21 protein-coding genes are annotated in these 26,134 nt (G+C 39.3%); 9 read left to right on the top strand and 12 right to left on the bottom strand.

Features of this window, described 5'->3' with window-relative positions:
• Positions 1-2,394: family 16 glycoside hydrolase (locus B2V92_RS09570; RefSeq protein WP_293307266.1), on the top strand; the 2,394-nt coding region annotated here is incomplete at its 5' end.
• 79 nt (positions 2,395-2,473) lie between these two features.
• Entirely contained in the window at positions 2,474-2,818 is a 345-nt protein-coding gene (locus B2V92_RS09565; RefSeq protein ID WP_293307264.1) for a hypothetical protein, read from the top strand.
• 57 nt (positions 2,819-2,875) lie between these two features.
• Here B2V92_RS09565 and B2V92_RS09560 read toward each other — a convergent pair whose 3' ends face one another.
• From B2V92_RS09560 to rpmB, 9 genes are all read right to left on the bottom strand, one after another.
• Positions 2,876-3,367, bottom strand: coding sequence for a hypothetical protein (locus tag B2V92_RS09560; RefSeq protein ID WP_293307262.1), 492 nt, complete (start codon positions 3,365-3,367; stop codon positions 2,876-2,878).
• 156 nt (positions 3,368-3,523) lie between these two features.
• Positions 3,524-4,030: a hypothetical protein gene (locus B2V92_RS09555; RefSeq protein ID WP_293307260.1), complete on the bottom strand. Its 507-nt coding sequence runs from the start codon at positions 4,028-4,030 to the stop codon at positions 3,524-3,526.
• Between the two features lie 160 nt (positions 4,031-4,190).
• Positions 4,191-4,694 carry a hypothetical protein gene (locus B2V92_RS09550; protein WP_293307258.1) on the bottom strand — a complete coding sequence of 168 codons (504 nt, stop codon included), beginning with the start codon at positions 4,692-4,694 and terminating at the stop codon, positions 4,191-4,193.
• Between the two features lie 289 nt (positions 4,695-4,983).
• Positions 4,984-6,315 carry a 30S ribosomal protein S12 methylthiotransferase RimO gene (rimO, locus tag B2V92_RS09545; protein WP_293307256.1) on the bottom strand — a complete coding sequence of 444 codons (1,332 nt, stop codon included), beginning with the start codon at positions 6,313-6,315 and terminating at the stop codon, positions 4,984-4,986.
• 131 nt (positions 6,316-6,446) lie between these two features.
• The gene (ftsY, locus tag B2V92_RS09540) at positions 6,447-7,409 is read right to left on the bottom strand and encodes a signal recognition particle-docking protein FtsY (RefSeq protein WP_293307254.1); all 963 of its coding nucleotides are present in this window, start codon (positions 7,407-7,409) and stop codon (positions 6,447-6,449) included.
• Positions 7,410-7,496: 87 nt separating this feature from the next.
• A complete protein-coding gene (locus tag B2V92_RS09535; RefSeq protein WP_293307252.1) occupies positions 7,497-7,652 on the bottom strand; it encodes a hypothetical protein in 156 nt (51 codons plus the stop codon).
• 119 nt (positions 7,653-7,771) lie between these two features.
• The gene (locus B2V92_RS09530) at positions 7,772-7,927 is read right to left on the bottom strand and encodes a DUF4295 domain-containing protein (RefSeq protein ID WP_010599808.1); all 156 of its coding nucleotides are present in this window, start codon (positions 7,925-7,927) and stop codon (positions 7,772-7,774) included.
• Positions 7,928-8,012: 85 nt separating this feature from the next.
• On the bottom strand, positions 8,013-8,195 hold the full coding sequence (gene rpmG, locus B2V92_RS09525; protein WP_010599807.1) for a 50S ribosomal protein L33: 183 nt from the start codon (positions 8,193-8,195) through the stop codon (positions 8,013-8,015).
• Positions 8,196-8,239: 44 nt separating this feature from the next.
• Complete coding sequence (gene rpmB, locus B2V92_RS09520; protein ID WP_293307238.1) at positions 8,240-8,473, bottom strand: 50S ribosomal protein L28; 234 nt, start codon at positions 8,471-8,473, stop codon at positions 8,240-8,242.
• A 380-nt stretch (positions 8,474-8,853) separates the two neighbouring features.
• Here rpmB and acs point away from each other — a divergent pair, with 380 nt between their 5' ends.
• Positions 8,854-10,749: an acetate--CoA ligase gene (gene acs / locus B2V92_RS09515; protein ID WP_293307236.1), complete on the top strand. Its 1,896-nt coding sequence runs from the start codon at positions 8,854-8,856 to the stop codon at positions 10,747-10,749.
• Positions 10,750-10,820: 71 nt separating this feature from the next.
• On the opposite strand, the gene B2V92_RS09510 is transcribed toward acs, so the two are convergent.
• Entirely contained in the window at positions 10,821-12,188 is a 1,368-nt protein-coding gene (locus B2V92_RS09510) for a RagB/SusD family nutrient uptake outer membrane protein (protein ID WP_293307234.1), read from the bottom strand.
• 11 nt (positions 12,189-12,199) lie between these two features.
• Positions 12,200-15,208, bottom strand: coding sequence for a SusC/RagA family TonB-linked outer membrane protein (locus tag B2V92_RS09505; protein WP_293307232.1), 3,009 nt, complete (start codon positions 15,206-15,208; stop codon positions 12,200-12,202).
• A gap of 201 nt (positions 15,209-15,409) precedes the next feature.
• On the opposite strand from B2V92_RS09505, the gene B2V92_RS09500 reads away from it, so the two are divergent.
• Positions 15,410-15,595, top strand: coding sequence for a CsbD family protein (locus B2V92_RS09500; RefSeq protein WP_025145117.1), 186 nt, complete (start codon positions 15,410-15,412; stop codon positions 15,593-15,595).
• A gap of 66 nt (positions 15,596-15,661) precedes the next feature.
• Positions 15,662-16,711 (top strand): glycoside hydrolase family 130 protein, encoded by a 1,050-nt coding sequence (locus tag B2V92_RS09495; RefSeq protein ID WP_293307228.1) that lies wholly within the window; start codon positions 15,662-15,664, stop codon positions 16,709-16,711.
• Between the two features lie 158 nt (positions 16,712-16,869).
• On the opposite strand, the gene B2V92_RS09490 is transcribed toward B2V92_RS09495, so the two are convergent.
• Entirely contained in the window at positions 16,870-19,803 is a 2,934-nt protein-coding gene (locus tag B2V92_RS09490) for a M16 family metallopeptidase (protein ID WP_293307226.1), read from the bottom strand.
• A 222-nt stretch (positions 19,804-20,025) separates the two neighbouring features.
• Here B2V92_RS09490 and surE point away from each other — a divergent pair, with 222 nt between their 5' ends.
• From surE to B2V92_RS09470, 4 genes are all read left to right on the top strand, one after another.
• A complete protein-coding gene (surE, locus tag B2V92_RS09485; RefSeq protein WP_293307225.1) occupies positions 20,026-20,868 on the top strand; it encodes a 5'/3'-nucleotidase SurE in 843 nt (280 codons plus the stop codon).
• Positions 20,869-20,875: 7 nt separating this feature from the next.
• A complete protein-coding gene (locus B2V92_RS09480; protein ID WP_293307224.1) occupies positions 20,876-21,148 on the top strand; it encodes a stationary phase survival protein SurE in 273 nt (90 codons plus the stop codon).
• A gap of 294 nt (positions 21,149-21,442) precedes the next feature.
• Complete coding sequence (gene lpxB / locus B2V92_RS09475; RefSeq protein WP_293307223.1) at positions 21,443-22,549, top strand: lipid-A-disaccharide synthase; 1,107 nt, start codon at positions 21,443-21,445, stop codon at positions 22,547-22,549.
• Between the two features lie 363 nt (positions 22,550-22,912).
• The gene (locus B2V92_RS09470; RefSeq protein ID WP_293307222.1) at positions 22,913-26,128 is read left to right on the top strand and encodes a SusC/RagA family TonB-linked outer membrane protein; all 3,216 of its coding nucleotides are present in this window, start codon (positions 22,913-22,915) and stop codon (positions 26,126-26,128) included.
• Positions 26,129-26,134: the final 6 nt, after the last annotated feature.

Below are 26,134 nucleotides of genomic sequence, written 5' to 3'. Positions count from 1 at the left end.
GATAAAATTGAAAATAAAATCAGTCCACTTATTTATGGCTCCAACATCGAAGATGTAAACCACGAAATTTATGGCGGTTTTTACGATCAGCGGATTTTCGGCGAAAGTTTTGAAGAACCTAGTACAGGCCTAAATTTTAACCAATGGCGCAGGTATTCGGGTTTCTGGACAGGTAATAATGGTATTGTTACGATAAAACCGGGCAGGAATACAAAAAGTGAAGTACAAATGAATGGCGTCCATCACATTGGTGTAGAACCCGATCATAGCGCAAAGCTGATTTATGAACCGAAAAATATCGTTGATGGTGCTGTTGAAGCCGAAATCAGGTTTACCAATAAAGGTGATGGCGGCGGACTGATTTTCCGTGTGGCGAACGAGGGAATAGGTGATGATGCTTTTGATGGATATGAATTAAGTTTAAGTGCCGATGGTAAAAAAGTAGCCCTTGGAAAACACCTTCAAAATTTCCGTTTATTGAAAGAAGCATTGGTTGATTTTTCGCCACAAAGCTGGAACAAACTGCGGTTGGTATTGAAAGACAGACAGATGGAGATCTTTTTGAATACTAAACAGGTGCTTTCATTTACAGATAATGATCAGCCAATTTTATCTGGTAAGATCGGCTTGCGTACATGGAAATCGGACATGGAATTCAGGAATATTAGTATTTCTGATCAAGGTAAAACCGAACAGCTTAAACTGGTTAATGCACCGAACGAAGAGGTGAGTTACAACTGGGATCTTGTTAAAAGCAACCATGCAAAAGCAACATTTCACATTGATTCTACTGCTGCATACAATGGGAAAAAATCGCAGATCATTAATTTTATCAGTGGCGTGGGGAAAGTTGGAGTAGCCAACAGGAGTTTAAACCGCTGGGGGATTGCTACAAGAAAAGACCAGTTGTTTCATGGAAGGATTTACCTGAAAGGTACAATTGAAGGACCAGTTACAATAGCACTGGAAAACATTGACGGGAGCAAAACCTATGCAAAACACCAAATTAATGCAATAGGAAAAAATTGGAAGAAATTCACTTTCAATCTTACTTCAAATGCAACTGATGCAAATGCACGTTTGGCTGTTTACCTCACTTCGAAAGGGAAACTGTGGATTGATCAGGTGGTACTAATGGGTACAGGGAAGGATCAGTTTAACGGATTGCCGATACGCGCCGACATTGGAAAAATGCTGGTTTCGCAAGGGCTCACCTTTCTGCGTTATGCCGGCACAATGGTAAATGCGCCAGGATATAAATTTAAAAATATGATCGGTGATCCGGATAAACGGATGCCATACCGCGGTCATTGGAACTGGTATGCCTCAAATGGCTTTGGAGTTGAAGAGTTTTTAAAATTTTGCGAACAAACCCAGATAACACCCTGTTTTGCGATCAACATTTATGAAACGCCGGAAGATATGGCCGATATGGTAGAATACCTTAATGGAGATAAAAACTCCACCTGGGGGGCGAAAAGGGCCAAAAACGGACATCCTGAACCTTATCATGTTAAATATATAGAAATTGGGAACGAAGAAGTGATATTTAACGGAGATAGCAGGGCAGCTTATGAAGAATATGTACAGCGCTTTAAAATTCTGGCCGATGCCATGCGGCAAAAAGACAACTCGCTTAAATTGGTGCAGGCGGCATGGTGGCGTCCTGATTCGCCAAATATGGAATATGTGTTTAAAGAATTGAATGGAAAGGCCGATTATTGGGATCTCCATGTTGGAGGCGATGATCCATCAGCAGGTAAAGAAACTGATAAACAGCTAACGGATATGCTGGACCGTTTTAAGAAATGGGATCCCAATACCACAATGAAAATTGCCGTATTTGAAGAAAATGGAAGTAAACACGGTATGCAACGTGCACTTGGCCATGCTACGAATATGAATGCTATACGCAAACACAGTGAAGACGTACTAACGTCGAGTCCGGCAAACGCTTTACAGCCAGATAGGCAAAATGATAACGATTGGGATCAGGGACAGATCTTTTTTACTCCCGATCAGGTTTGGGGTATGCCGCCCTTTTATGCGCAGCAAATGCAGGCCGAAAATCATCTGCCGTTAAGAATCAATACATCGGTTAATGGTAATCTGGATATTACGGCGGCAAGAAGTGAAAAAGGTAAGGATTTGGTATTGTATGTGGTAAATACAACTGCTGAAACAATAGATGCAAGATTTGAATTTACAGGTTTTGAAAACAGAGCCCCTGAAGTTAATGTTTCAACACTTTCAGGCAATCTCAAGGAACGTAATACTGCTAAAAAGCAAAAAGAATACATTACACAATATTCGAAAGTGCTAATGCCCACAGATCACCCGGTTTATGGTTTTAAACCATTTTCGTATACCATATTACGGTTTACAAAGGATTAAAACGGTAATTGCTTATCTATTTTGAATTTAAAACAAATCCCATTACCAACTGTTATCCTATAAATAAAATATAGCTGTCATGAAAAAGAAATTAGTAATGGGTTTATTAACGCTGGCCTTATTTGGCGGCGCAGCCCTAAGTGTAAATGCCCAGGAAAAGAAAAAAACGGAAGTTGGTAAAGCGTTGGATCATACCGGAAAGGCGATTGAAAAAGGTGCTAAATCGGTAGGTAATAAAACGGCAGAGGTTGCGGTGAAAGGAAGTTCGAAGGTTGCAGACAAAACCTGGAAAGGTAAAATGGCACCAGATGGCTCTAACGTTTACATCAATGCGAAAAATGAAAAATACTATGTAAACGCAAAAGGGGCAAAAATCTGGTTAAAACCTAGTCAGATTAAAGATAGGCCAGAACCTAAAAAATAATAACAGAAAAGTCCCGATGAATGCCATCGGGACTTTTTTATGTAATAGTAACCGCCATTATATTTTTAACCTGTAAATACCATCCATATAGGAATTGGTTCCGGTTGGGGCTTCTTTCGTAGCTTCGGTTTTATCAATCAATAGTTTTTCAATTCGATTGTTGTTTACCTTTAAATTAAGCTCATAAAGTTTATCATCACCCAATTTAAGATAAAAAGTGTTATCGATGCTTTTTGATAAATAAGGTATTTCCCACGAAGCAAGCTGGTAAAAATCTATTTTCTCGGTATTATTATAGCTAAATGGCTGGCGGATTTCAAAGCTTATCTGTTTAATTACGTTATTTGCATCTTTCGAATATAGCTGTATCTTGTTTTTGTCGAAATAACCGGTAGTTTTCGGGTTGAGTAAATCCACATCTGTACCATTTTTAATTACGAGTAATAAAGGTTCGGTTGTATTCGGTGAACAGGCACACAGGCGGTTTCCTTTTTTACAACCCAAATTGGCGATAAAAATCGCCATGAGAACAATTAAAATTTTTTTCATACGGATATTTATATCTGGTTTTTAATCTTAAACGGTTAAAGAACTGTATTTGCTACAGTTGAAAACAGATGACTTTGAATTTAGCAGATGGTTTCAGTCTAAAGAATAATAAGCTTAAAGCGTGATGGGAAGGAGTTAAAAATAATCAAATTTGGGTTATTGTATTTTTAATCTGTAAATACCTTCGAGATACAAATTGCTTCCTGCCTGAGTTTCTTTCGGGGCTTCAGCTTTATCGATCAATAATTTTTCAACCATATTCTTATTGACCTTCACATTTATTTCAAAGAGCTTATTATCGCCCAATTTAAGATAAAACGTATTGTCGATACTTTTAGATAAGGTAGATAATTGGTAGGACGTGAGCTGATAATAATCCAGTTTCTGGTTATTGCTATAATTAAAAGGTGGGCGGATTTCAAAAGTGATCTGCTTAATTTCATTATTCGCATCTTTCGAATACAGCTGTATCTGGTTTTTATCGAAATAACCCGTTGTTTTCGGATTAAGCAAATCCACATCGGCACTATTCTTAATTACTAAAACTAAAGGCGGCCCGCTAAGTACAGAACAGGCACAAAGACCTTCTCCACCTACATTGGCTTTTTTACAACCCAAATTGGCGATAAAAATCACCACGAGAACAATTAAAATTTTTTTCATACGGATATTTATATCTGGTTTTTAATCTTAAACGGGTAAAGAGCTGTGTTTGTTACAGTTGAAAACAGATGACTTAGAATTTAGCAGATCGTTTGAGTCTAAAGAATAATATGCTTAAAGCGTGATGGGGAAGGAGTTAAAAATAATCAAATTTGGGTTATTATATTTTTAACCTGTAGATGCCATCAAGATACGAATTGTTAGATGTCTGTATTTCTCTTGGGGCTTCGGTTTTATCTATAAATAGTTTTTCAATCACATTATTGTTTACCTTTAAATTGAGTTCATAAAGTTTACCATCGACCAGTTTTAGATAAAAAGTGTTATCAATACTTTTAGATAAAAGGGTGATTTGTGAAGAAATCAGTTGGTAATAATTTACTTTCAAGTTATCGCCGTATGTAAATGGCGGACGGATATCAAAACTGATCTGCCTGATTACATTGTTCGCTTCTTTCGAGTAAAGCTGTATCTGGTTCTTGCCGAAATAACCCGCAGTAGCCGGACTGAGCAGATCAACATCTGTACTATTTTTGATTACTAAACTTAAGGTTGGGCCGCCAGCCACTGTGCACGCACAAAGGATTTCTCCACCTACATTTGCTTTTTTACAGCCTAGGTTGGCGATAAAAATCACAACAAGAACAATTAGAATCTTTTTCATACGGATACTTATACCTGTTTTTTATTCTTAAACGGGTAAAGTACTGTGTTCGCTACAGTTAGAGAAGAAATAACTTAGGTCTAATGAAAGATTTTTAGTGAAGGACCGTCATCTCGATTGGAACGTCAAGAATATTCGGGAGAGAAATCTAAATCAAAAGCATCATAGAGTTAGATCTCTCGGCTGCGCTCGAGATGACGGGCCAGAATAAATAGTGTTAATGACGGGTATTTGTGGAACAAAAAAGCCCGGAAACATGATTCCCGGGCTTTAATATATTTATGTTTTTTTAAACAATTGTTCCGTACAGGTCGAAATCCTCTGCCCGGTCTATTTTTACCTGAACAAAACTTCCGTTTGCTGCATAACCTGTAGCAGCATCGATCAAAACTTCGTTATCTACTTCGGGCGAATCAAATTCGGTTCTTCCAACAAAGAAATCGCCTTCTTTTTTATCTACCAGTACTTTAAAGGTTTTACCTACTTTTTCCTGGTTGATATCGAAAGAAATACCCTGCTGGATTTCCATAATATCATCCACACGTTGCTGTTTTACTTCATCAGGAATATCATCAACCAAAGTATGTGCATGGGTCTTTTCCTCATGCGAATACGTAAAGCAGCCCAAACGGTCGAATTTTGTTTCGGCAACCCATGCTGCCATCTCTTCGAAATCGCGTTCTGTTTCGCCCGGATATCCGCAGATCAATGTGGTACGCATGGCAATGCTCGGCACTTTATCACGGATCTGGTTTACCAGATCGATGGTTTTTTGTTTAGTGGTACCACGGCGCATTGATTTTAACATGTTATCGGTAATGTGCTGTAATGGCATATCCAGGTACTTGCAGATGTTATCGCGCTCGTTCATGGCATCCAAAATCTCCATCGGGAAACCAGAAGGGTAGGCGTATTGCAAACGGATCCATTCAATACCCGGAACATCAGATAAACGGCGCATCAATTCATCTAGTTTACGTACACCATACAGGTCCAAACCATAATAAGTAAGATCCTGGGCAATTAAAATAAGCTCTTTTGTGCCGTTTTTGGCCAATATTTTAGCTTCGTTAACCAATTCTTCCATTGGTTTACTCATGTGCTTGCCACGCATTAACGGGATGGCGCAGAAAGAGCACGGGCGGTTACAGCCTTCGGCAATTTTGAAATAGGCAAAATGTGAAGGGGTAGTTAGCAAACGCTCGCCAATAAGTTCGTGTTTGTAATTGGCACCCAGCTCATGTAATATATTCTGTAAATCGTTAGTGCCGAAAAAGGCATCAACATTTGTAATTTCCGATTCCAGTTCGGGTTTGTAGCGTTCGGATAAACAACCTGTAACCACTACTTTGCCGATTTTTCCGGCTTCTTTAAGCTCGCTGAACTGAAGGATGGTATCAATTGATTCCTGTTTAGCATTGTCGATAAAACCGCAGGTATTGATTACAACGATATCATCTTTGCCCATTTTATCAGATTCGTGCACAACATTTAAATTGTTGCCACGCAACTGGCCCATCAATACTTCCGAATCGTATATGTTTTTTGAACAACCTAATGTAATCACATTGATTTTAGGCTGTTTAGTTATGATTTTATTGCGTACTACTTTGGTGTTCATCTTTTACACTTAATCTTTGCTATTAATAAAAGTAAGGTGGTCGTCACCCTGAATTTATTTCAGGGTCTTTTTTTACAAGATGCTGATCCCGATATAAGAATCAGGACAGTATGACGAATATTTTATAGGTGCTACTTAAACAAACTATTCACAAACTCTTTCTTATCAAAAAGCTGTAAATCGCCTATTTTTTCTCCTACACCGATATATTTAACCGGAATTTTGAACTGATCTGAAATGCCGATTACTACACCACCTTTCGCTGTTCCATCCAATTTGGTAATGGCCAATGCATTAACGTCGGTTGCTTCGGTAAACTGTTTACATTGTTCAAAAGCGTTTTGTCCGGTAGAGGCATCAAGTACCAATAAAATTTCGTGCGGAGCACCTGGAACAACCTTTTGCATTACCTGTTTGATTTTGCCCAGCTCGTTCATCAGTCCGATTTTGTTGTGCAAACGTCCGGCGGTATCAATAATCACTACATCTTCGCCATTTGCAACAGCGGATTGTAGGGTATCAAATGCAACCGATGCAGGATCAGAACCCATGGCCTGTGCTACTACTCTTACACCAACACGTTCGCCCCAAAGTTTAATCTGATCAACAGCTGCGGCCCTAAAAGTATCGGCAGCACCTAAAACCACTTTAAGGCCAGATTCTTTCAGTTTATGCGCCAGTTTTCCGATGGTAGTAGTTTTGCCCACACCGTTTACACCAACCACCATAATTACATAAGGTTTGTGGTTGCCATATTCAAACTGACGGAAATCGTTACTGTTGTTCTCTGATAACAGCAACTGGATTTCATCACGGAGAATAAAATTAAGCTCGGAGGTGTTAAGGTATTTATCTTTTGCAACACGCTCTTCGATGCGTTTGATGATTTTTAAAGTGGTGCTTACACCCACGTCAGAAGTAACCAAAACCTCTTCAAGATTATCGAGTACCTCATCATCAACAGCGGATTTTCCTGCTACGGCCTTGGTAATTTTGCTGAAAAAACCGTCTTTGGTTTTCTCTAAACCTTTATCCAATGCTTCCTGGGCTTCAGGTGCAGTTTCTTTCTTTTTGAAAAAATCGAATAAACCCATTAGTTATTTTTATGTTTCTTTAAAAAATCGGTAGGTATCTGAAATATATACAAACGATGGCTGGATATCTGTTAAACAACCAGTAAATTATTGGGGATTTTCGTTTGACTTTTTTTGAGTAATGCTTTTTACAGGTTCAACCAGAATAATCACTTCAACCTCTTTATTCTTCACGTCAAATCCGTCAGGAACAGAAATTGTCCCATTATCAGAAACTTTTGTTTTGAATTTGTATGCTTCCATGGTTATGCTTTTTATCAAAGATAATCAATTATTTCCTACCGTAAATTTCACTAACAAAAAAAGCCCTTCCGGTTAAAACGGAACGGCCTTTAATATTTTTATGTTAAAAAATATTAACCTTATTTAGATGCGATAGCATCTTTTACGTGGTCGTTGTGTACGATAAGTTCTTTGAATGAGTAAGCACCGGTTTTAGGTGATTTTACCATTGTAATTACTTTCGAATATTCTTTACCTGTACCTGTTTTAAGGGTTGCAACTACTTTCTTTGCCATGTTCTTATAATTTTAATGATTGAATAGGAGAATGTTAGAATGACAGAATTTTTTGATTCAATCATTTAACCAATCTATCATTCAATTATTTTATTTCTTTATGTACGGTTACTTTTCTCAATACCGGATTGAATTTTTTCAATTCTAATCTCTCAGTAGTGTTTTTACGGTTCTTGGTAGAAATATATCTAGACATACCTGGCATGCCACTTTCTTTATGTTCGGTACATTCTAAAATAACCTGAACTCTGTTACCTTTTTTTGCCATTTTAATATAAATTGTAAACTGTTAATCTCAACAGTTAATGTTTTTTACAAAAATCCTTTTTTAACGAAACGGTTGATGGCTTCGCTGATACCCACTTTATTAATGGTTTTGATCGCTGAAGTAGAAACTTTCAACGTAATCCAACGGTTTTCTTCAGGGATATAAAATTTCTGAAGTTGTAGGTTAGGGTAAAATTTGCGTTTGGTTTTAACGTTTGAGTGAGAAACGTTGTTACCTATCATTGCTTTTTTTCCTGTTAAATCACAAACTCTTGACATGACTTGTAAATATAGTTGTTAATATCGTCCGCTTAATTTTTTTAAGAGTGTGCAAATATCTGAATAATAATTGTAAAAGACAATAGTGTAGCTAATTATTTTTATAATTTACATTTAATGAGTGTACAGGTTTGGGCAATGTTTGTTGATGCCTGATCTTTAAAATTAACTGTAGCGGATGATTTAACGCACAATACAATCAGTATTGAGGCCGACGGAAATATCCATATATTAAAAATAAATATTTTTAAACAAACGTTTGATATTCATTTTGATACGATTAGACTATTTCTCCACACTATTATTTATGATTAGACTATTTCTCCTTACTATTATTTATTTAAATTAGCCGCAACTAATCCAACATATAAAACAGAGCAATGCAGATTACATCTTTTAAGCAGTACGAAGAAGATTATAAAAAAAGCGTAGAAAACCCCGAGCAGTTTTGGGGCGAAGTAGCACAGAATTTTCAGTGGCGTAAACCCTGGTTTAAGGTTTTATCATGGAATTTTAACGAACCCAATATCAAATGGTTTGAGGGCGCTAAACTTAATATTACCGAAAACTGTTTAGACCGTCATCTTGCCACCAACGGCGATAAACCGGCCATTATCTGGGAACCGAACAATCCAGAAGAAGAAAGTGTTACCTACACTTATAAGATGTTGCACGAGCGTGTTTGCCGTTTTGCCAATGTGTTAAAACGCAATGGTGCAAAAAAAGGCGACCGTATCTGTATTTATATGCCTATGGTGCCCGAACTGGCTATTGCAGTTTTAGCCTGTGCAAGGATCGGTGCCGTTCATTCAGTTATTTTCGGTGGATTTTCTGCAAAATCAATCGCCGACCGCATTAACGATTCGCAATGTAAAGTGGTAATTACTGCCGATGGTTCTTACCGCGGTAATAAACAGATCCCTTTAAAGGATGTAATTGATGATGCACTGATCGGTTGCCCGACTGTAGAAAAATGTATTGTATTAACGCATATCCGTACCCCTGTTTCGATGCTGAAAGGCCGCGATGTTTGGTGGGAAGATGAAGTAAAACACGTAAACGACATCTGCGAAGCGGAAGAAATGGATGCGGAAGATATGTTGTTCATCCTGTATACCTCAGGCTCTACCGGAAAACCAAAAGGTGTGGTTCATACCTGCGGGGGATATATGGTTTACGCAGGTTATACTTTCTCAAACGTATTTAATTACCAACCCGGTGAGGTTTATTTCTGTACGGCCGATATCGGCTGGATCACCGGTCACTCTTATATCGTTTACGGACCGCTTTCGCAGGGGGCAACTTCCGTACTGTTCGAAGGTATTCCAACTTACCCAACACCATCGCGTTTTTGGGATATAGTAGAAAAACACAAAGTAAATACACTTTATACTGCACCAACAGCTATCCGCTCATTAATGAGTTATGGCGACGATCCGTTAAATGGAAAAGATTTAAGCACCATCCGTGTTTTAGGTTCGGTAGGTGAACCGATAAACGAAGAGGCATGGCATTGGTTCGATGAGAAAATCGGTCATGGTAAAGCACCTATTGTTGATACCTGGTGGCAAACAGAAACCGGCGGAATCATGATTTCGCCAATTGCAACGGTAACGCCAACCAAACCCAGTTTTGCTACCCTTCCTTTGCCGGGTATCCAACCGATTTTGGTTGATGAAAACGGTAATGAAATTGAAGGAAATGGTGTTATGGGCAATCTTTGTATCAAATTTCCTTGGCCGGGTATGTTGCGCACTACTTATGGCGATCATGAACGTTGCAAACAGACCTATTTTTCTACTTACGAAAATCTATATTTTACCGGCGACGGCTGTTTACGTGATGAAGATGGGTATTACAGGATTACCGGCAGGGTAGATGATGTATTAAACGTTTCGGGCCACAGGATTGGTACCGCCGAGGTAGAAAATGCGATTAATATGCATGCCGGTGTGGTAGAAAGTGCGGTTGTTGGCTATCCGCATGATGTAAAAGGGCAGGGGATTTATGCTTTTGTAATTTACCCTGATATGCACGGTGAAGCGGAATTATCGAAAAAAGATATTTTGCAGACCGTTACCCGCGTAATTGGTGCCATTGCAAAGCCTGATAAGATATTGTTCGTTTCAGGTTTGCCAAAAACACGTTCGGGCAAGATTATGCGCAGGATTTTACGCAAGATTGCCGAAGGCGATACCAGTAATTTAGGCGATACTTCTACCTTGCTCGATCCGGGTGTGGTAGAAGAAATTATCGAAGCTGCGAAGAAACTTTAACAGATTAGATATTTAACAAGAAAGCCTCCTGATAGAAAATCAGGAGGCTTTCTTGTTTATCGGTCATTATATTAATAACCCGGGTTTTGCCTTAAAGCTTTATTCACATTTATTTCACGATCAGGGATTGGGAAAACCAGTTTTGGGTCATCATAGGCAAAGGTTCCTATCGAACGTTTGGTACGTTTATAATCATGAAGCCTAAAACCTTCATAATCCAACTCTTTTTCCCTTTCGTTTAAGATAATTGCTAGAGTTGGTATTACATTACCTAATCCGGCCCTGGTTCTTAACGTATTAATATCATCGGCTGGTGTGGCGCCAATGGCTGTGCCTAATCTAAAATTAGATTCTGCACGAATCAGGTATTGTTCTGTAACCCTGCAAACAGGTATGTTATCATAAAAGCTATACCATTTCTTAGTAAAGAAACCGGTTCGGGCACCGGTACCATCGTAAATCATTTCAGTTTGCCTTTTATCGCCTGCTTCGAACGAGTTGTAAAATGTAGTATTTACCAAGGCATCAGCCCGGCCTACATCGCCACCGGTTGCGTTTTGATAGCTGGCATAAAAAGTAGCCAATCCATCATTAGAAGTACCTGCATTGCTCTGCTCGTTCTGTTTGATTTCGAAAATTCCTTCGTTCGAATTTTTGGTCCTGAACGGTGCTTCAAGTGAATTGGTGATTAAATGATATGGGCTGTTTGTAATAATGTCATTAGCCATATCCCTGGCTAAGGCATATTTGCCCTCCTGTAAGTAAACCCTTGCCAAAAATGCTTTAGCAGCATACTGATCATCAACTGCAGACAATTTTGTAATGGCCGATTTTAAATCATTTTCTACGGCTGCATATACCTCTGCAACAGTATTACGTGCAACAGAATTGGTTACATTATCGATGGTTTTAACGGCTTTTGTGATAATTGGTACACCTAAATTTGCATTGGCGCCCGATGCATCATAAGGCAGCGCGTATAATCTTACCAGTTCGAAATGCATTATTCCCCTGATAAATAAAGCTTTGCCTTCTATCACATTCCTGGTGTTGGCATCATTTACCACATTTAATGCAGAAAGGACAATATTTGCAGTGTTAATTGCACTGTAAGCGGTTATCCAGGTTCTTCTTACGTCAGCATTATCAGATACAATGGCTTTGCTCGATATATTACGGTAGGTAGTAAAACTGCCGCGCCATGTTAAATAGTTATCACTGGCATAAAGGTCAGGTATAAAAACAAGGTTATTGCCATAGAGATCGCCGGTTGCTAAAAAAGTGTATGCCCCAATCAATGCATTCTGAACATCTGCAGTAGTATTTAGTGCCACATTGGCATCAATATTTTGCTTGGGATCTATATCTAATTGTTTTTTACAGCTGGATGTGCCCAGGATAAGAAGACATACAGCCAATATATTTTTATAATTTTTCATATCTAATGTTTTTATAAGCCAATGTTTACGCCAAAAGTGATGGTTCGTGCCTGTGGTGGGGTATAAAAATCGTGGCCAAGCTGGATATTATCCGATTGGAGAGATCCACCACTAGGCGTATTTACCTCCGGATCGTAACCTTTATAGCCGGTTATGGTAAACAAATTAAGGGCCGAGGCGAAGATTTTTAGATTTTGCAGTTTATATTTGTTAATAAATGCTTTAGGCAGATTATAGCTAAAAACAACACTTTTTATCCTCAGATAAGAACCATTCTGTATCCATCTGGAAGATGGGCTTGTACCGTTCCCCTCATTAAACCTGGGTTGCGGAATAGGGGTATCGCGATTTGTTGGCGTCCAGTAATTTAACTGATCGATGGTTTGATTATCAAAATAATCACCATTGGCAGATTGGAAAACACCGGCCATATTATAAATGTCATTGCCAGAAACAAATTGTGCCTGTACATCCAGGTCGAAGTTTTTAAAAGAAAAATGGTTACCGAAACCGCCGAAGAATTTTGGGTTAGGATCGCCAAGTTTCTGGTTCTGGGCAAGGGTATAATCGTTGGTTGTGGTGGTTCTTGAAGCGTCAATATAATAAAGTGCATCACCATTGGCAGGATCTACACCTGCATAGGCCTTTCCGTAGAAATAACCCAATGGCTCACCAACCGCAACACGGCCTAAAAATCTTCCGCCCGGATAAATCGGCTGATCATCAACCAAACGTAAAACCTTGTTCCTGTTTAAGGAAATATTAAACGAAGTAGACCATTTAAATTCGCCCACAAAGTTTCTGGTATTTAAAGAGAATTCAAATCCACGGTTCTGCATATCGCCAATGTTCTGGGTGATAGACGAGAAACCATTTGTTGCTGCGATTGGAGCGTTTAGCAATAAATCGGTTGTTTTCTTTTTATAATACTCAACAGTACCCGAGATGCGATCGGAGAAAAAGCCGAAATCTAAACCGATATTGTAATTTGTTGTATTTTCCCAGCTTAAATTCGGATCGCCCAACTGACTTGGCCGTGTGCCGCCAACGCCTGCATAGTTAACACCACGGTAAAGATTTCTTGAAGCAAAATCGCCAATTTCAGCATTACCGGTTAAACCATAACTGCCCCTAAGTTTTAATAAACTTAACCATTCGCTCGATTTAAGGCCATCTTCCTGGTTAATAAGCCAGCCAACTGATACGGCAGGGAACGTTCCGTACCTGTTATTTACACCAAACCTTGATGAACCATCGGTCCTGATCGAAGCACTCAACAGGTATTTATCGTCGTATTTATAGTTTACCCTGGCCAGATAGGAAACAAAGGTATGTCTGGTTTCCGACGATTCGCCGGCCGAAATTACCGCTGCACTTGCAATCTTGGTAAAACTGTCTGACGGCAATGTGGTTCCGGTTACCGATGAATACCTGAATTTTGTATCCTGAAACGCAAATCCGGCCAATACATTCAGATTGTGTTTTTCGTTAAAGGTTTTGGTATAGTTAAGGGTGTTATTGGTGTTAAAGTTGATGGATTTAGCCATATAATCTGTAGAAGAACCTCCTGTACTTCCTCCATCCTGTGTTTTCGACCCTAAAAATTGCTCTTCTTCAAGGTTATTGAAATCAAAACCATATTCGCTTCTAAGAACCAGATCTGGAGTGATTTTTAAGCTCGCATAAGCATTTGCAAAGGTTCTGTAAGTGGTTGAAAGGTTTTTACCGTTCTCATAATCAATTAAACTATTATAATAAACGGTAGAACCATTTAACTGGCCAGATGCATCGCGTACCGGTTGAATTGGCGGCAAGGCATTTAACTGTAAGGGATTTGAAAAAGCATTATCGGTAGGGATACGGTAATTATCTACTTTTGAAATGTTGACAGCACCTCCTACGTCTAAGATCTTAGATACGGTATGATCTATACTTAATCTGCCACCTGTACGTACGTAACGGTTATTTACAATAATTCCATCATTATTGTTATAATTTCCCGAAAGCATAAATCTGGTTTTGGCATCACCACCGTTAATGTTTATGTTGTATTGCTGAGTGTGTCCCCTTCTGAAAGCTTCGTTAACCCAATTGGTGTTGTTGTTGCTTGTCCAATCATCTGTTCCGGTATAATCTTTCCACATTTCGGCCGCATTTGCATAATCACCGTCATCGTAGTTATTATATTTAAAAGAAGCATCTAGTAACTGGCGGTATTGGTCGGCATTTAAAAAATCGCCTTTTTTTGTTGGATCGCTAAATCCGGCATAATATCCAAAATCGATGTTGGTTCTTCCCTGCTTGCCTTTTTTTGTGGTGATGAGCACAACCCCGTTCGATCCTCTTGCACCGTAAATGGCTGCAGAGGCAGCATCTTTTAACACTTCCATCGATTCGATATCATCAGGACTAATTGCCGCAAGCGGATTATCAGCCTCGGTATAGGTACCCAACGCCTCGCTCACAATCGGTACTCCATCTATTACAAACAAGGGCTGATTACTAGCCGAGATAGACGAAATACCCCTTACCCTGATTTGTAAGGCCTGACCAAGTTTGCCACTGCCCGAATTGATAAAAACGCCAGGTGCTTTACCCTGTAAGGCGCCCTCTACCGTTGGTACTGGCCTATCTTTAAAATCATCAGCAGTAACCCTTGCGATAGAACCCGTTACATCGCGTTTGTTCTGCGTGCCATAACCCACCACAATCACATCCGTTAAGGTTGTATTCTCCTCCTCCAGGCTCACATTAATGGTTTGCCCTGTAATCGGTAATTCCTTGCTTTTGTAGCCGATAAAGCTGAATACAATTATTTTGGCATCATCGGCTACGGTTAATTTAAAAGCCCCCGTAGCATCACTCTGTGTGCCGGTGGAGGGCGAGCCTTTTACAAAAACGCTGACACCCGGAATTGGTCCCGAGGCCGACGTTACCTTTCCGGTAATTACTTTGCCCTGCGCGAAAGCAAATGAAATTAAGCAGAAAGATAAAATCATACTTAAGAGTAGTTTTTTCATCAAAATTTTAGGTTTAGTTAATAATGTTTAGCTTTTATAGAAAACTTACTATTAAGATAATCAAAAATATATTCAAAACCTTGTTGATTAGATAGAAATGTGTTTAATATTTGGTTTAATTCGTTAAAATCAAAACAAAATAATGGTTTGGCCTGTTGGATAGTGAGAAATAACAGATTAATTATATCAAAAATCACCAGTATGGATAAGTTAGAATTAAAAGGAAAGTGGAATGAAATAAAAGGAAAGGTTAAACAAGCCTATGCTGATTTAACGGATGATGATTTAAAGCACGAAGAGGGACAAGATGACGAATTGTTGGGCAAACTGCAGCAAAAAACCGGAAAAGGTAGGGAAGAACTTGTAAAATGGATCAACTCATTATAACATCAATTTTATGAAATAAACAGGCGGTCTAAATCAGACCGCCTGTTTGCGTTTAAAACATTTTTTATGCCCGATATCGCCAAAAGATTTCCAGAAAATCCAATTTTATACCCAAAAGATCTTGAGCCAAGCAGATCAGGACTTGAAATTGTTTGTTTGCTCAATCCAGGCGTTTTTACTTTCGAAGGAAAAACCTGGTTGTTGGTACGGGTGGCCGAAAGGCCTGCGCAAAAGGCTGGAATAATATCTTTCCCGGTATTAAAAAAAGATGGGATCGAAATTATAGAGATCGAAGAAAACCATCCTGAATTAAATGCAACCGACCCACGGGTGATCAATTATAAAGGCAATGATTATTTAACCACCTTATCGCATTTAAGATTGCTTTGCAGCAATGATGGTATACATTTTTATCAACCCCAGGGCTATCCTTTATTACAGGGTGTGGGTGAAGATGAGGTTTTCGGGATTGAAGATTGCCGTGTTTCGCTGATTGAGGGTAGATATTATTTAACGTTTACAGCAGTTTCAGGGCATGGGGTAGGAGTGGGCATGCGCAGTACAAAAGATTGGAGGAATTTCGAAAACCATGGCATGATCATTCCGCCGCATAATAAGGACTGTACCATGTTTGAAAAACGGGTAAATGGCAAATTTTATGCTTTGCACCGCCCCAGCAGTGTGGCTTTGGGTGGCAATTATATCTGGCTCGCCGAATCGCCCGACGGTATACATTGGGGCAAACATCGCTGCATTATTAAAACCAGACCGGGAATGTGGGATAGTGCCCGCGTTGGTGCAGGTGCCGCACCGATTAAAACAGTTGATGGCTGGCTCGAAATTTACCATGGCGCAAACGAAAAACACCAGTATTGTTTAGGCGCTTTTTTAATGGATTTAAACGATCCAGCGAAAGTATTGGCGCGTACTTTAAATCCTATTATGGTACCCACAGCCGATTATGAACTGCATGGTTTCTTCGGTGAAGTGGTTTTTACCAACGGACACGTGATTAATGGCGATGAACTGACTATTTATTACGGTGCTGCGGATGAATTTGTGTGCGGAGCAAAGTTTTCGGTGAAGGGAATTTTAGCGGAACTTAGTTGTTTTTAGCCACGGATGCACGGGATTTACACAGAATAGTTTTTTGCACCATGCTCACCAATGAACTAATGGCTAATGAACCAGTGAACCAAAAACAAAAAAAGCGATCCTCCTTTCGGAGAACCGCTTTAAGCTTTGGACTTTGGTCTTTATTGCTTTGATCTTTCTTAGTATCCAAAAATCTGTTCTAAACTTAATTTAGTAACCGGACCGAATTTTGCTAAATCGGCCATGTTGATTTTTTTCTCCGAAGCAACAATACAATAGCTGTACGGTTTGCCCGAAAGGTTGTTTTGGTGGAACGATTTTACATCGTTAAAAGTTAATGGTTTTAGGTTGGCGTACTCATCAACTCTCGAATCGTGGTCGAAACCTAATTTTTTATCTGCTAAATAGGTATAAATGATGCCATCTTTGGTAATGCGGCTGGTTTCTATACCATTTAATGAGTTGGCTTTCGATAAATCGAATGATTTGTCTGATTCTGGTAGCGTAGTCAGCAATTCGTTCATACCCGCAACCGCATCATTCATTTTATCTGCCTGGGTACCTACATAAGCGATAATTGTATTCTCTTTTTCCTTGCTGTTTGGCGAAGAATATACTGCGAATGTAGAGTAAGCCAATGCTTTAGATTCGCGGATGGTTTGGAATACAACAGAACCCATACCACCACCAAAATAATTGTTGAATAAAGCAATTTTAGCTGAATTGGCAGGATCGTACAACCCGCCATTGCGTACCCAACGGATTTCTGCCTGAACCATATCGTAATCGGCAAAATAAACCTTGTTCGAATCGGTTTTGGTATACACAAATTTCTTGATCGGTGCCGCATCGGTAAATTCTTTTGCCAATGGATGCGCCTTCACAATATCAGCAGAAAATGCTGCCAACGTTTTCGGACCGTAATAAGTAATGGTGTGTTTGTAATTGGTAAGGTTATGCAGGATATAGATCAGATCAGCCGATTTAATATTTTTGATCTCATCATTGGTTAATCCGTAGTTGAAAGGGTTATCTTTTCCGAATTGCGCATAGCTCATTAAACCACCAAGAATTGATGATTTGTTCAGTTTTGCATTATCCCTCGATTTTAACAAACGGCCTTTTAAATCTTCCAAAGCTTTTTCGTTCGGTTTGCAGTTAGCCAGCACATCTTCCAATAAAGCAACGGCTTTATCAAAGTTTTCCTGTAAACCACTGATCGTAACTGTGGTAACATCGGTGCCCACATTAACATTATAGCTACAGGCAATGTTGTAAAATGCCTTGCTGATATCTTCTGCCGAATATTTATCGGTACTTAAAAAAGCGAGGTACTGGGCAGCATAAGGCAATAATTTGTAGTTGTAAGAACCCATATCGAAACGGTATCCCAAACGGAAAATTCCATTTTCGGTGTTCTGTACCGCAATTACATCTGCAATGCCTGCTTTACCAAACTGAAGATCTTTGGTGTAATCCAAAAACTTAGGTGCGATTGGTTTTACCGGTGCAGCGATAATTTCTTTTGTGAATGGAGAAACTTCGTTTACATTGGTTTTAACTGCGGTAATGATTGGTTTTTCCACTTTGATAATGCTCTTATCTTCACCTTTATGTTTTAAGATAGAAACATAGTTGTTAATGAAAAATTTATTGGCAAAATCTACAATTTCCTTTTTGGTTACTTTACCCATAGCATCGGTTGAGGCCAATGTTTTATCCCATTCCGTACCACGGTTCTGGATAAAAGCATTCATTGTAAAATCTGCACGTACATCGTTGTTATCAAAATTCTGTAGTTCAGATAATTTAATGTTTGCAACGGTAGCTTTGATCAGGCTTTCATCAAATTCGCCTTTTTTAAGCAATTCTACCTGATCCAACAATAATTTTTGGGCTTCTTCTAAACTTTGTCCTGCTTTTGGCGAACCGGATAAAATGAAGATACCATAATCTTTCATTGAGTTATATCCCGCACCAGCCCTTAACATTTTTTGTTGTTTATTAATATTGATGTCCATTAAACCCGCTTTGCCGTTGGCCAAAATACTGCTGATCAGATCCAGTAATAAACTTTCGTGCGTATTTTGTGCAAAACCTCTGTAAGCAACATACAAATTTTCGGCACTTGGACCATAAATATCAACTTTTTGGATCTGTGTTAAAGGTTTTTCCGGAGCCGGGTTATACAACGATAGCGGCTTCGACTTCATATAGGCAAAATCCTTGTCGATTTTTTTGATCAGGTCATCGTAATTAATATCACCGCTCATAATTAAGGCCATATTGTTGGGCACATAATATTTGTCGTAATATTTTCTGATTTCAACCAGTGAAGGATTTTTTAAATGTTCGATGGTTCCAATAGTGGTTTGTTGTCCGTAGTTGTGTGTCGGAAACAGCGAATACAGCATTTTCTCGTACATTTTACGTCCATCGTTATCCATACCGATGTTTTTTTCTTCGTAAACTGCCTCTAATTCTGTGTGGAAAATACGGAAAACCGGTGCACGGAAACGCTCTGCCTGTACGGCTAAAAACTTATCTATTGCGTTTGATGGAAGATCTTCTTCATAAACCGTTTCCTCTACCGAAGTATGGGCATTGGTGCTATTGCTTCCAATCGATTTCATCATTTTATCGTATTCATTTGCGATAGAATAATTAGATGCTTCGCCCGAAGTTTTATCAATTTCTTTGTAAATCTCTTTGCGTTTTGCAGGGTCGGTGGTTTTGTTGTAGGTTTCGTAAAGTGCCTCGATCTTATCCAGATAAGGTTTTTCTTTGGCATAATTTAAAGTCCCGAATTTATCCGTTCCCTTAAATAAAAGATGCTCTAAATAATGGGCCAAACCGGTATTTGTACGTGGATCGGTATTACTGCCGGCCCTAACCGCCATTTTGTAAGTAATATTAGGCTCCTTGTTATTTTGGGATAAAATTACCGTTAATCCATTTTTTAAGGTGTAAAAACGGGTTTTGGTAGGGTCGTTGGTTACATATTTATATGCATAACCGCCTGATGTGCCTGTTTTCCATTGATAGGTTGTTTGCGCCTGGGCTATCGAACCTGTAATCAGAAAACAAGCTAAAGTAAATAGTTTGAATTTCATTGTTTGGTTTGGTTTTATGATCATGAGCAGTATCCGGTTGTTGAAAGGAAGATCCAAATACAGCGTTCATTTTTAATAAGTTATTTATCCAAATATAAATGCTTTCCCCTATCGAACGAAAATATTTTTTATTTAGGAACTAAAAGGATTGGAATAAATGATTTCAGCATATAAATCACGGTTTATTGTGCCCTGAAATTATAATTCTGTATTTTTACCGGCATGACAAAGCAGGGCACAAAACCAAATATTTTAGTTGTAAACGACGATGGTATTACAGCTACGGGTATTAAAAATTTAATGGAGGTAATGCAGGAGCTGGGCAATGTTGTGGTGGTTGCACCAGATAGTCCGCAGAGTGGCATGGGGCATGCCATAACCATTGGCAGGCCGATCCGTTTTGATAAAGTTGAGCTTTACGAAGGTGTCGAAATGTATAAATGCAGCGGTACACCGGTTGATTGTGTTAAAATTGCCGTAAATAAGATTTTCAAGGGTAAAAAGCCCGATTTATGTGTATCCGGGATCAACCATGGGTTAAATAATTCTATTAATGTATTGTATTCAGGCACCATGTCGGCCGCGGTAGAAGGAGCAATAGAAAAAATTCCATCGGTAGGTTTCTCTTTGGATGATTTTGCAGCCGATGCCGATTTCAGCCACACTAAAAAATACATTAAAAATATCTGCGAACAGGTTTTGGCCAACGGTCTGCCCGAAGGTACCCTGTTAAACGTTAACTTTCCGAAAGATAACATAAAAGGGGTTAAAATTTGCCGCCAGGCCAATGCCAAATGGATGGAAGAGTTTGAAGAAAGGACCGATCCCTACAAACGCCCTTACTATTGGTTAACCGGCGTTTTTGAGAATTTTGATAAAGGTGAAGATACCGATAACTGGGCGTTGGAACACCATTATGTTTCTATTGTTCCGGTACAGTTCGATTTAACCGCGCACCATGCCATACAGACACTCAACAGTTGGGATTTTATCGGCAGCGACGGTACAAAACCAGAGGGTAAAGGCACAAATGTTGCTGCGCCCGATGGCATTAATTTAGGTTAGTGTTACAATGATCGATCGTTTAAAGAAGTTAAATAATTCGGCATGGGTAGGTTTGGGCATTGGTTTGCTTATCCCTGCAATCTTTTGTTCCATTGCATGGTACATTATCCACCATGTAACCTACCTTGCCAAAGCAGATTTATTATATATCGGTGGTATTGCGGTAAATGCCTATACCATGCAGATTTTTTTTAAATACAATAAGGAAAATATCGGAAGGGGCATATTGGCCGCAACCTTTTTGTGCGCTTTTGTGTTTTTTGCATATAAAGTAATGTAATATGGAAGATGTAATATGGATGATGGGAAAAATATTGTTCTCCATTCTTCATTAAAAAAATGGAAGATGTAATATGGAAGAGGAACAAAACGACCTCTTCAATTATCCATCAAACATCATACATAAAATAATAAGGGCGAGGGGAAACTACATCTTCCATTCTACATCAAACATCATACATAAAATAATAAGGGCGAGGGGAAAACTGCATCTTCCATCAAACATCATACATAAAATGCTAAGGACGAGAGGAAAACTACATCTTCCATTTTACATCAAACATCATCCATAAATATGAAGTACTACCTCGTAGCCGGAGAAGCATCAGGCGATTTACATGGCGCCAATTTAATGAAGGCCTTAAAACAGGAGGATGGCGATGCTGTATTCAGGTATTTTGGTGGGGATAAAATGCATGACGAAGGTGGAGAACTGGTTAAGCATTATGCCGAAATGGCCTTTATGGGCTTTACCGAAGTGATTTTGAATTTAAGGACCATTTTTAGAAACCTTAAAGCCTGCAAGGAAGATATTTTAAATTGGGAACCCGATGTACTGGTTTTGATCGATTTCCCAGGTTTTAACCTCAAAATTGCCGAGTTTGCAAAAGCCAATGGCATAAAGGTATGTTATTATATTTCGCCAAAAGTTTGGGCCTGGAACCAGAAGAGGGTACTAAAAATAAAAAGAATTGTAGACCACATGTTCTGTATTCTGCCATTCGAGGTCGATTTTTATAAAGAATGGGGCATGGAAGTAGATTATGTGGGCAATCCGCTTCTGGACGAAATTGCGCAGTTTACACCCGATTTAAACTTCCGCGAAAACCACCAGCTGGGTGCAGAAAAGATTATTGCCTTATTGCCCGGTAGCCGCAAACAGGAAATAGAGCGTTTGTTGCCGGTAATGTTGAGCATAACAGAAAAATACCCCGGTTATATTTTTGCCATTGCGGCAGCACCAACTTTTACCGAAGCTTATTACCATCAGTTTACAGGAGATAAAAAAGTTAAACTTCTTTTTAGCAATACCTATAATTTATTGTATCATGCGCACGCGGCCATTGTAGCATCCGGAACGGCCACATTAGAAACCGCACTGTTTAAAGTGCCACAGGTAGTGGTATATAAGGGAGGTGCCATTTCAATCGCAATTGCGAGAATGCTGGTGAAGATTAAGTTTATCTCGCTCGTTAACCTCATCGTAAATAAAAAGATTGTAACCGAACTTATCCAGGAAGATTGCAATACGCAAAAAGTTAGCAGCGAATTACAGATTATTTTGGGCGGAACCGGTAGGGACGAGATGTTGAAAAACTATGATGAACTACTTTTATTAATGGGCAAACCTGGTGCTTCCGCTAAAACAGCCAAATTGATTGTAGAAAAATTAAAGAGTTAGGAATGCCGTTTTCTGTACGTGGTATTCCGCTGATATTGGTCCGGATTTGTAATCCGGATCTTTGAGCTATGGATTTATAATCCAATCATAAAGATTTCCCTAAGCCGTTACACTCATTCTAAACGACTGAAATCACACCCGTAATCTAATTTTAGCGCATTTTATTAGTGAATTTTTATTTTACCTATAACGTAACATTTTAGGTGCTGTTTAAACTTTTTTGAAACAATATGCCCTTTAAGACGTTACTAAATCGTTTTGCGGAAAACCTATAGATAACTAATTAATCCCGTTGCTCTTATTAATTTAGTAAAATTTGACCGCATTGCGTTAACTGATTATAAACTAAACTAGTGAGTGCCAATGAAAAACATTTTACTCAGGATGACAGGATTCCTATGCCTCGTCCTACTTTCAAGCCCCCAGTTGTTTGCAAAAATTAAGAGCGAAAAAAATATTTTAAACCGCTATTATTTTCAGCAGGATACAACTAAAAAACAAGACACAACCAAAAAGGTTCCGGTTGCAAAACCTGCCGATTCGGTAAAAGCGCCCGAAAATCCATTGGGTGGCGCAAGGCCAACTACCAGTCCGGCACAGGCACCAGCTACAACGGCACCTGCAACGCCTGCAGCCGCAGGAACATCGGCCGCACAAAAAACAATTACCGGTACTGTTGTAGACGAACAGAAAATCGGTTTGCCAGGTGTTGGGATTAAAATCCAGGGCAAAACCGGTGGTACCGTAACACAGGAAAACGGTAAGTTCAGCATCAATGTAACGTCGCCAACCGATGTGCTGGTGTTCAGTTACATCGGTTATCAAAGCAAATCTGTTCCGGCAGGTAATGGTGCTACACCATTAACTATTGCTTTGGTCCCGTCACAATCACAAAAACTTGATGAAGTTGTGGTTGTAGGTTATGGAACATTAAAAACAAAAGAAGTTACTTCATCTGTAGCCCACGTAGATACGGCCCAATTTAGGCAAAGTGGTGCCCGTAGTGCCATCGATCTGGTACAGGGTAAAGTTGCCGGATTAAACATTACACGCGGCAGTTCGAACCCTAACTCCGGGCCCAGTGTACAGTTAAGGGGAGTAGTTTCGGTAACTGGAAGCGCAAGTCCGTTATTTGTTATCGACGGTATACCCGGCGGTAATCCCGATCTGTTGCAGCAGGACGATATCTTATCAGTCGACGTACTAAAAGACGGCTCAGGGGCAGCTATTTATGGTACGAGCGCAAATGCGGGTGTAATTTTAATTACCACTAAAAAAGGAAAACCAGGTGCACCAACCTTTAATTACTCTGCCTATGTGAGAAAAGAATTTATCCAGAACCGTCTGGACTTTTTAACGGCCGATGAGTTTAGGCAGAAAATTGCTTCGGGCCAGATTAATGCCATCGATTATGGAGGTAGCGAAGATCTGTACGATCGCCTGGTTAACCATAACAACCTTTCACAAAATCATAACCTCTCTTTATCCGGAGGATCCGACAAAACCAGTTACCGGGCCAGTATAAATTACAGGGATTTACAAGGTATTGCGTTAGAGAATGGCCGTAAAGAATATACCCTAAGGCTAAACGTAAATCAAAAAGGCCTGAACGATAAATTGAATGTACAGATGAACCTGGCAACCAATTTTAATAATGCCAATTTACTTTCTAACGGAACAAGGATTGACTTTTTTGATAATGAGCTGGCAGGGAGCGGTTGGGAAGAAGAAGCAACAAAAAATCCGACAAAGCTGATCTATAACCCCGATGGCTCATATTATTATGATAACCAGAGTACCAATCAGTTTGCGCGTTTATTTCAGGAAACCAGTTACCGTAAACAGCAGACCAGTTCGGCAGATATTAAGGCCGATTTAGATATTATCGAAGGTTTAAAAGGTACTGTATTTGGTTCGGTACAGAGAGACAGTTATGTGGATGGCGGTTATGCCAATATAGCCAGTGAAAATTCTGTTGAGAACAGCGATTATCCTAACGGGGGCTATGCCTTCAAAAATAATTTCTTATCACAGAGTTTTGCCCTCGAGCCAACTTTACAGTATACCAAAACCATTGCCGATAAACATTCATTTACTGCATTGGCAGGTTATAGTTATCGCTATTATATCGAAGAAGGCGCAAAGGCGAGCAACCGTGGTTTCTTAAATGATCAGTTTCACGAAGACAATTTAAACGCTGGCCAGGCACTTGCCGATGGTAAAGCTGCGATGGGAAGTTTTAAAAATGATAATACATTAATCGCTTTCTTTGGCCGTATTAATTATGCATTCGATGGAAAATACCTGGCCCAGTTTATTTTAAGGAGAGAAGGCTCATCAAGGTTTGGTGATAACAATAAATGGGGGAATTTCCCGGCTGTATCGGTTGGATGGAATGTTAGCCAGGAAAAATTTATGGAAAACATAAAATGGGTTAACAGTTTAAAGTTAAGGGCCGGTTATGGTGTTACCGGTAACTCAGGTTTCCAGAACAATGCCTCAAGGGTTACTTTAAGTACCGGTGGAAAATATTTATACCCTGATGGTGCTTACCGCGAAACTTACGGGCCGAGCCGAAATGCCAATCCTTTCCTTAAATGGGAAAGCAAACGCGAGCTGAATATCGGTGCTGATTTTACTTTATTCAACAGTAAGTTAACGGGTGCTTTAGATGTATTTAAACGTACAACCAAAGATTTGCTGGATACCTACACCACCCCTCAGCCACCTTATGTTCAATCGAGCATTTTTGCCAATGTTGGCCAGATTTCATCAAAAGGTATCGAACTTGCGCTATCGTACCAGGCCATTAAAACCAAAGATTTTACTTTTAGCATGGATTTTACCGGTAGCACAATCAAAAATACCCTGGATTCTTATTCAAATGATATTTATACCGTTAAATATAAAACCTTTGGTGCTATTGGCGGTGCCGGGGATCTTGGCGATGCCATTACCACATACGAGGGAGAAAACCTCGGTGTATTTTGGGGCAAACGTTTTGCCGGTTTTGATGCCGATGGAAAGTGGTTGTTCTATAACAGAAACGGACAGGCCGTGCGTAACGATCAGATCAATTATTCGAAAGATAAAAACTTAACAGATCTTGCTCCAATAGGTAACGCTATCCCGAAATATTATGCCTCATATACTGCAAACTTTACCTATAAGAATTTTGATTTCAGGGTATTTTTACGCGGTAAATTTGATTACCAGATTTTAAATACCACTGCACTTTCTTATGGCAATCCATCAATCTCGGGTATCAACTATTTAGCAGAAGCATTCGGGAAATACAGCCAGATTAAGGATACCTATATGTATTCTGATTATTATCTCGAAAATGGAACAAATGTTAAGCTTGACGAGGTAACCATCGGTTATAATTTCAAACTTAAAACCAAAATGGTCCGTAACATCCGTGTGTATGCAACCGGACAGAATTTAGCTACCATCACCGGATATTCAGGAAATGATCCTGATTTTATCCAGGATACAGGTTTAGGGCCGGGTATCGATAACCGCGGTGCTTACCCAAGCACAAGATCATTTTTATTTGGTGTTAACGTAGGCTTTTAATAATAT

It is taken from the genome of Pedobacter sp. UBA5917, from assembly GCF_002432345.1.
In the GTDB taxonomy this organism is placed as follows: domain Bacteria; phylum Bacteroidota; class Bacteroidia; order Sphingobacteriales; family Sphingobacteriaceae; genus Pedobacter.
Note: the sequence above shows the minus strand (reverse complement) of the source record. Positions and strands in the feature narration are given on the sequence as shown.

Coding starts and splice junctions, on each gene's coding strand:
- B2V92_RS09565 (WP_293307264.1), top strand. CDS start 2,474: ATGAAAAAGAAATTAGTAATGGGTTTATTAACGCTGGCCTTATTTGGC.
- B2V92_RS09560 (WP_293307262.1), bottom strand. CDS start 3,367: ATGAAAAAAATTTTAATTGTTCTCATGGCGATTTTTATCGCCAATTTG.
- B2V92_RS09555 (WP_293307260.1), bottom strand. CDS start 4,030: ATGAAAAAAATTTTAATTGTTCTCGTGGTGATTTTTATCGCCAATTTG.
- B2V92_RS09550 (WP_293307258.1), bottom strand. CDS start 4,694: ATGAAAAAGATTCTAATTGTTCTTGTTGTGATTTTTATCGCCAACCTA.
- rimO (WP_293307256.1), bottom strand. CDS start 6,315: ATGAACACCAAAGTAGTACGCAATAAAATCATAACTAAACAGCCTAAA.
- ftsY (WP_293307254.1), bottom strand. CDS start 7,409: ATGGGTTTATTCGATTTTTTCAAAAAGAAAGAAACTGCACCTGAAGCC.
- B2V92_RS09535 (WP_293307252.1), bottom strand. CDS start 7,652: ATGGAAGCATACAAATTCAAAACAAAAGTTTCTGATAATGGGACAATT.
- B2V92_RS09530 (WP_010599808.1), bottom strand. CDS start 7,927: ATGGCAAAGAAAGTAGTTGCAACCCTTAAAACAGGTACAGGTAAAGAA.
- rpmG (WP_010599807.1), bottom strand. CDS start 8,195: ATGGCAAAAAAAGGTAACAGAGTTCAGGTTATTTTAGAATGTACCGAA.
- rpmB (WP_293307238.1), bottom strand. CDS start 8,473: ATGTCAAGAGTTTGTGATTTAACAGGAAAAAAAGCAATGATAGGTAAC.
- acs (WP_293307236.1), top strand. CDS start 8,854: ATGCAGATTACATCTTTTAAGCAGTACGAAGAAGATTATAAAAAAAGC.
- B2V92_RS09510 (WP_293307234.1), bottom strand. CDS start 12,188: ATGAAAAATTATAAAAATATATTGGCTGTATGTCTTCTTATCCTGGGC.
- B2V92_RS09505 (WP_293307232.1), bottom strand. CDS start 15,208: ATGAAAAAACTACTCTTAAGTATGATTTTATCTTTCTGCTTAATTTCA.
- B2V92_RS09500 (WP_025145117.1), top strand. CDS start 15,410: ATGGATAAGTTAGAATTAAAAGGAAAGTGGAATGAAATAAAAGGAAAG.
- B2V92_RS09495 (WP_293307228.1), top strand. CDS start 15,662: ATGCCCGATATCGCCAAAAGATTTCCAGAAAATCCAATTTTATACCCA.
- B2V92_RS09490 (WP_293307226.1), bottom strand. CDS start 19,803: ATGAAATTCAAACTATTTACTTTAGCTTGTTTTCTGATTACAGGTTCG.
- surE (WP_293307225.1), top strand. CDS start 20,026: ATGACAAAGCAGGGCACAAAACCAAATATTTTAGTTGTAAACGACGAT.
- B2V92_RS09480 (WP_293307224.1), top strand. CDS start 20,876: ATGATCGATCGTTTAAAGAAGTTAAATAATTCGGCATGGGTAGGTTTG.
- lpxB (WP_293307223.1), top strand. CDS start 21,443: ATGAAGTACTACCTCGTAGCCGGAGAAGCATCAGGCGATTTACATGGC.
- B2V92_RS09470 (WP_293307222.1), top strand. CDS start 22,913: ATGAAAAACATTTTACTCAGGATGACAGGATTCCTATGCCTCGTCCTA.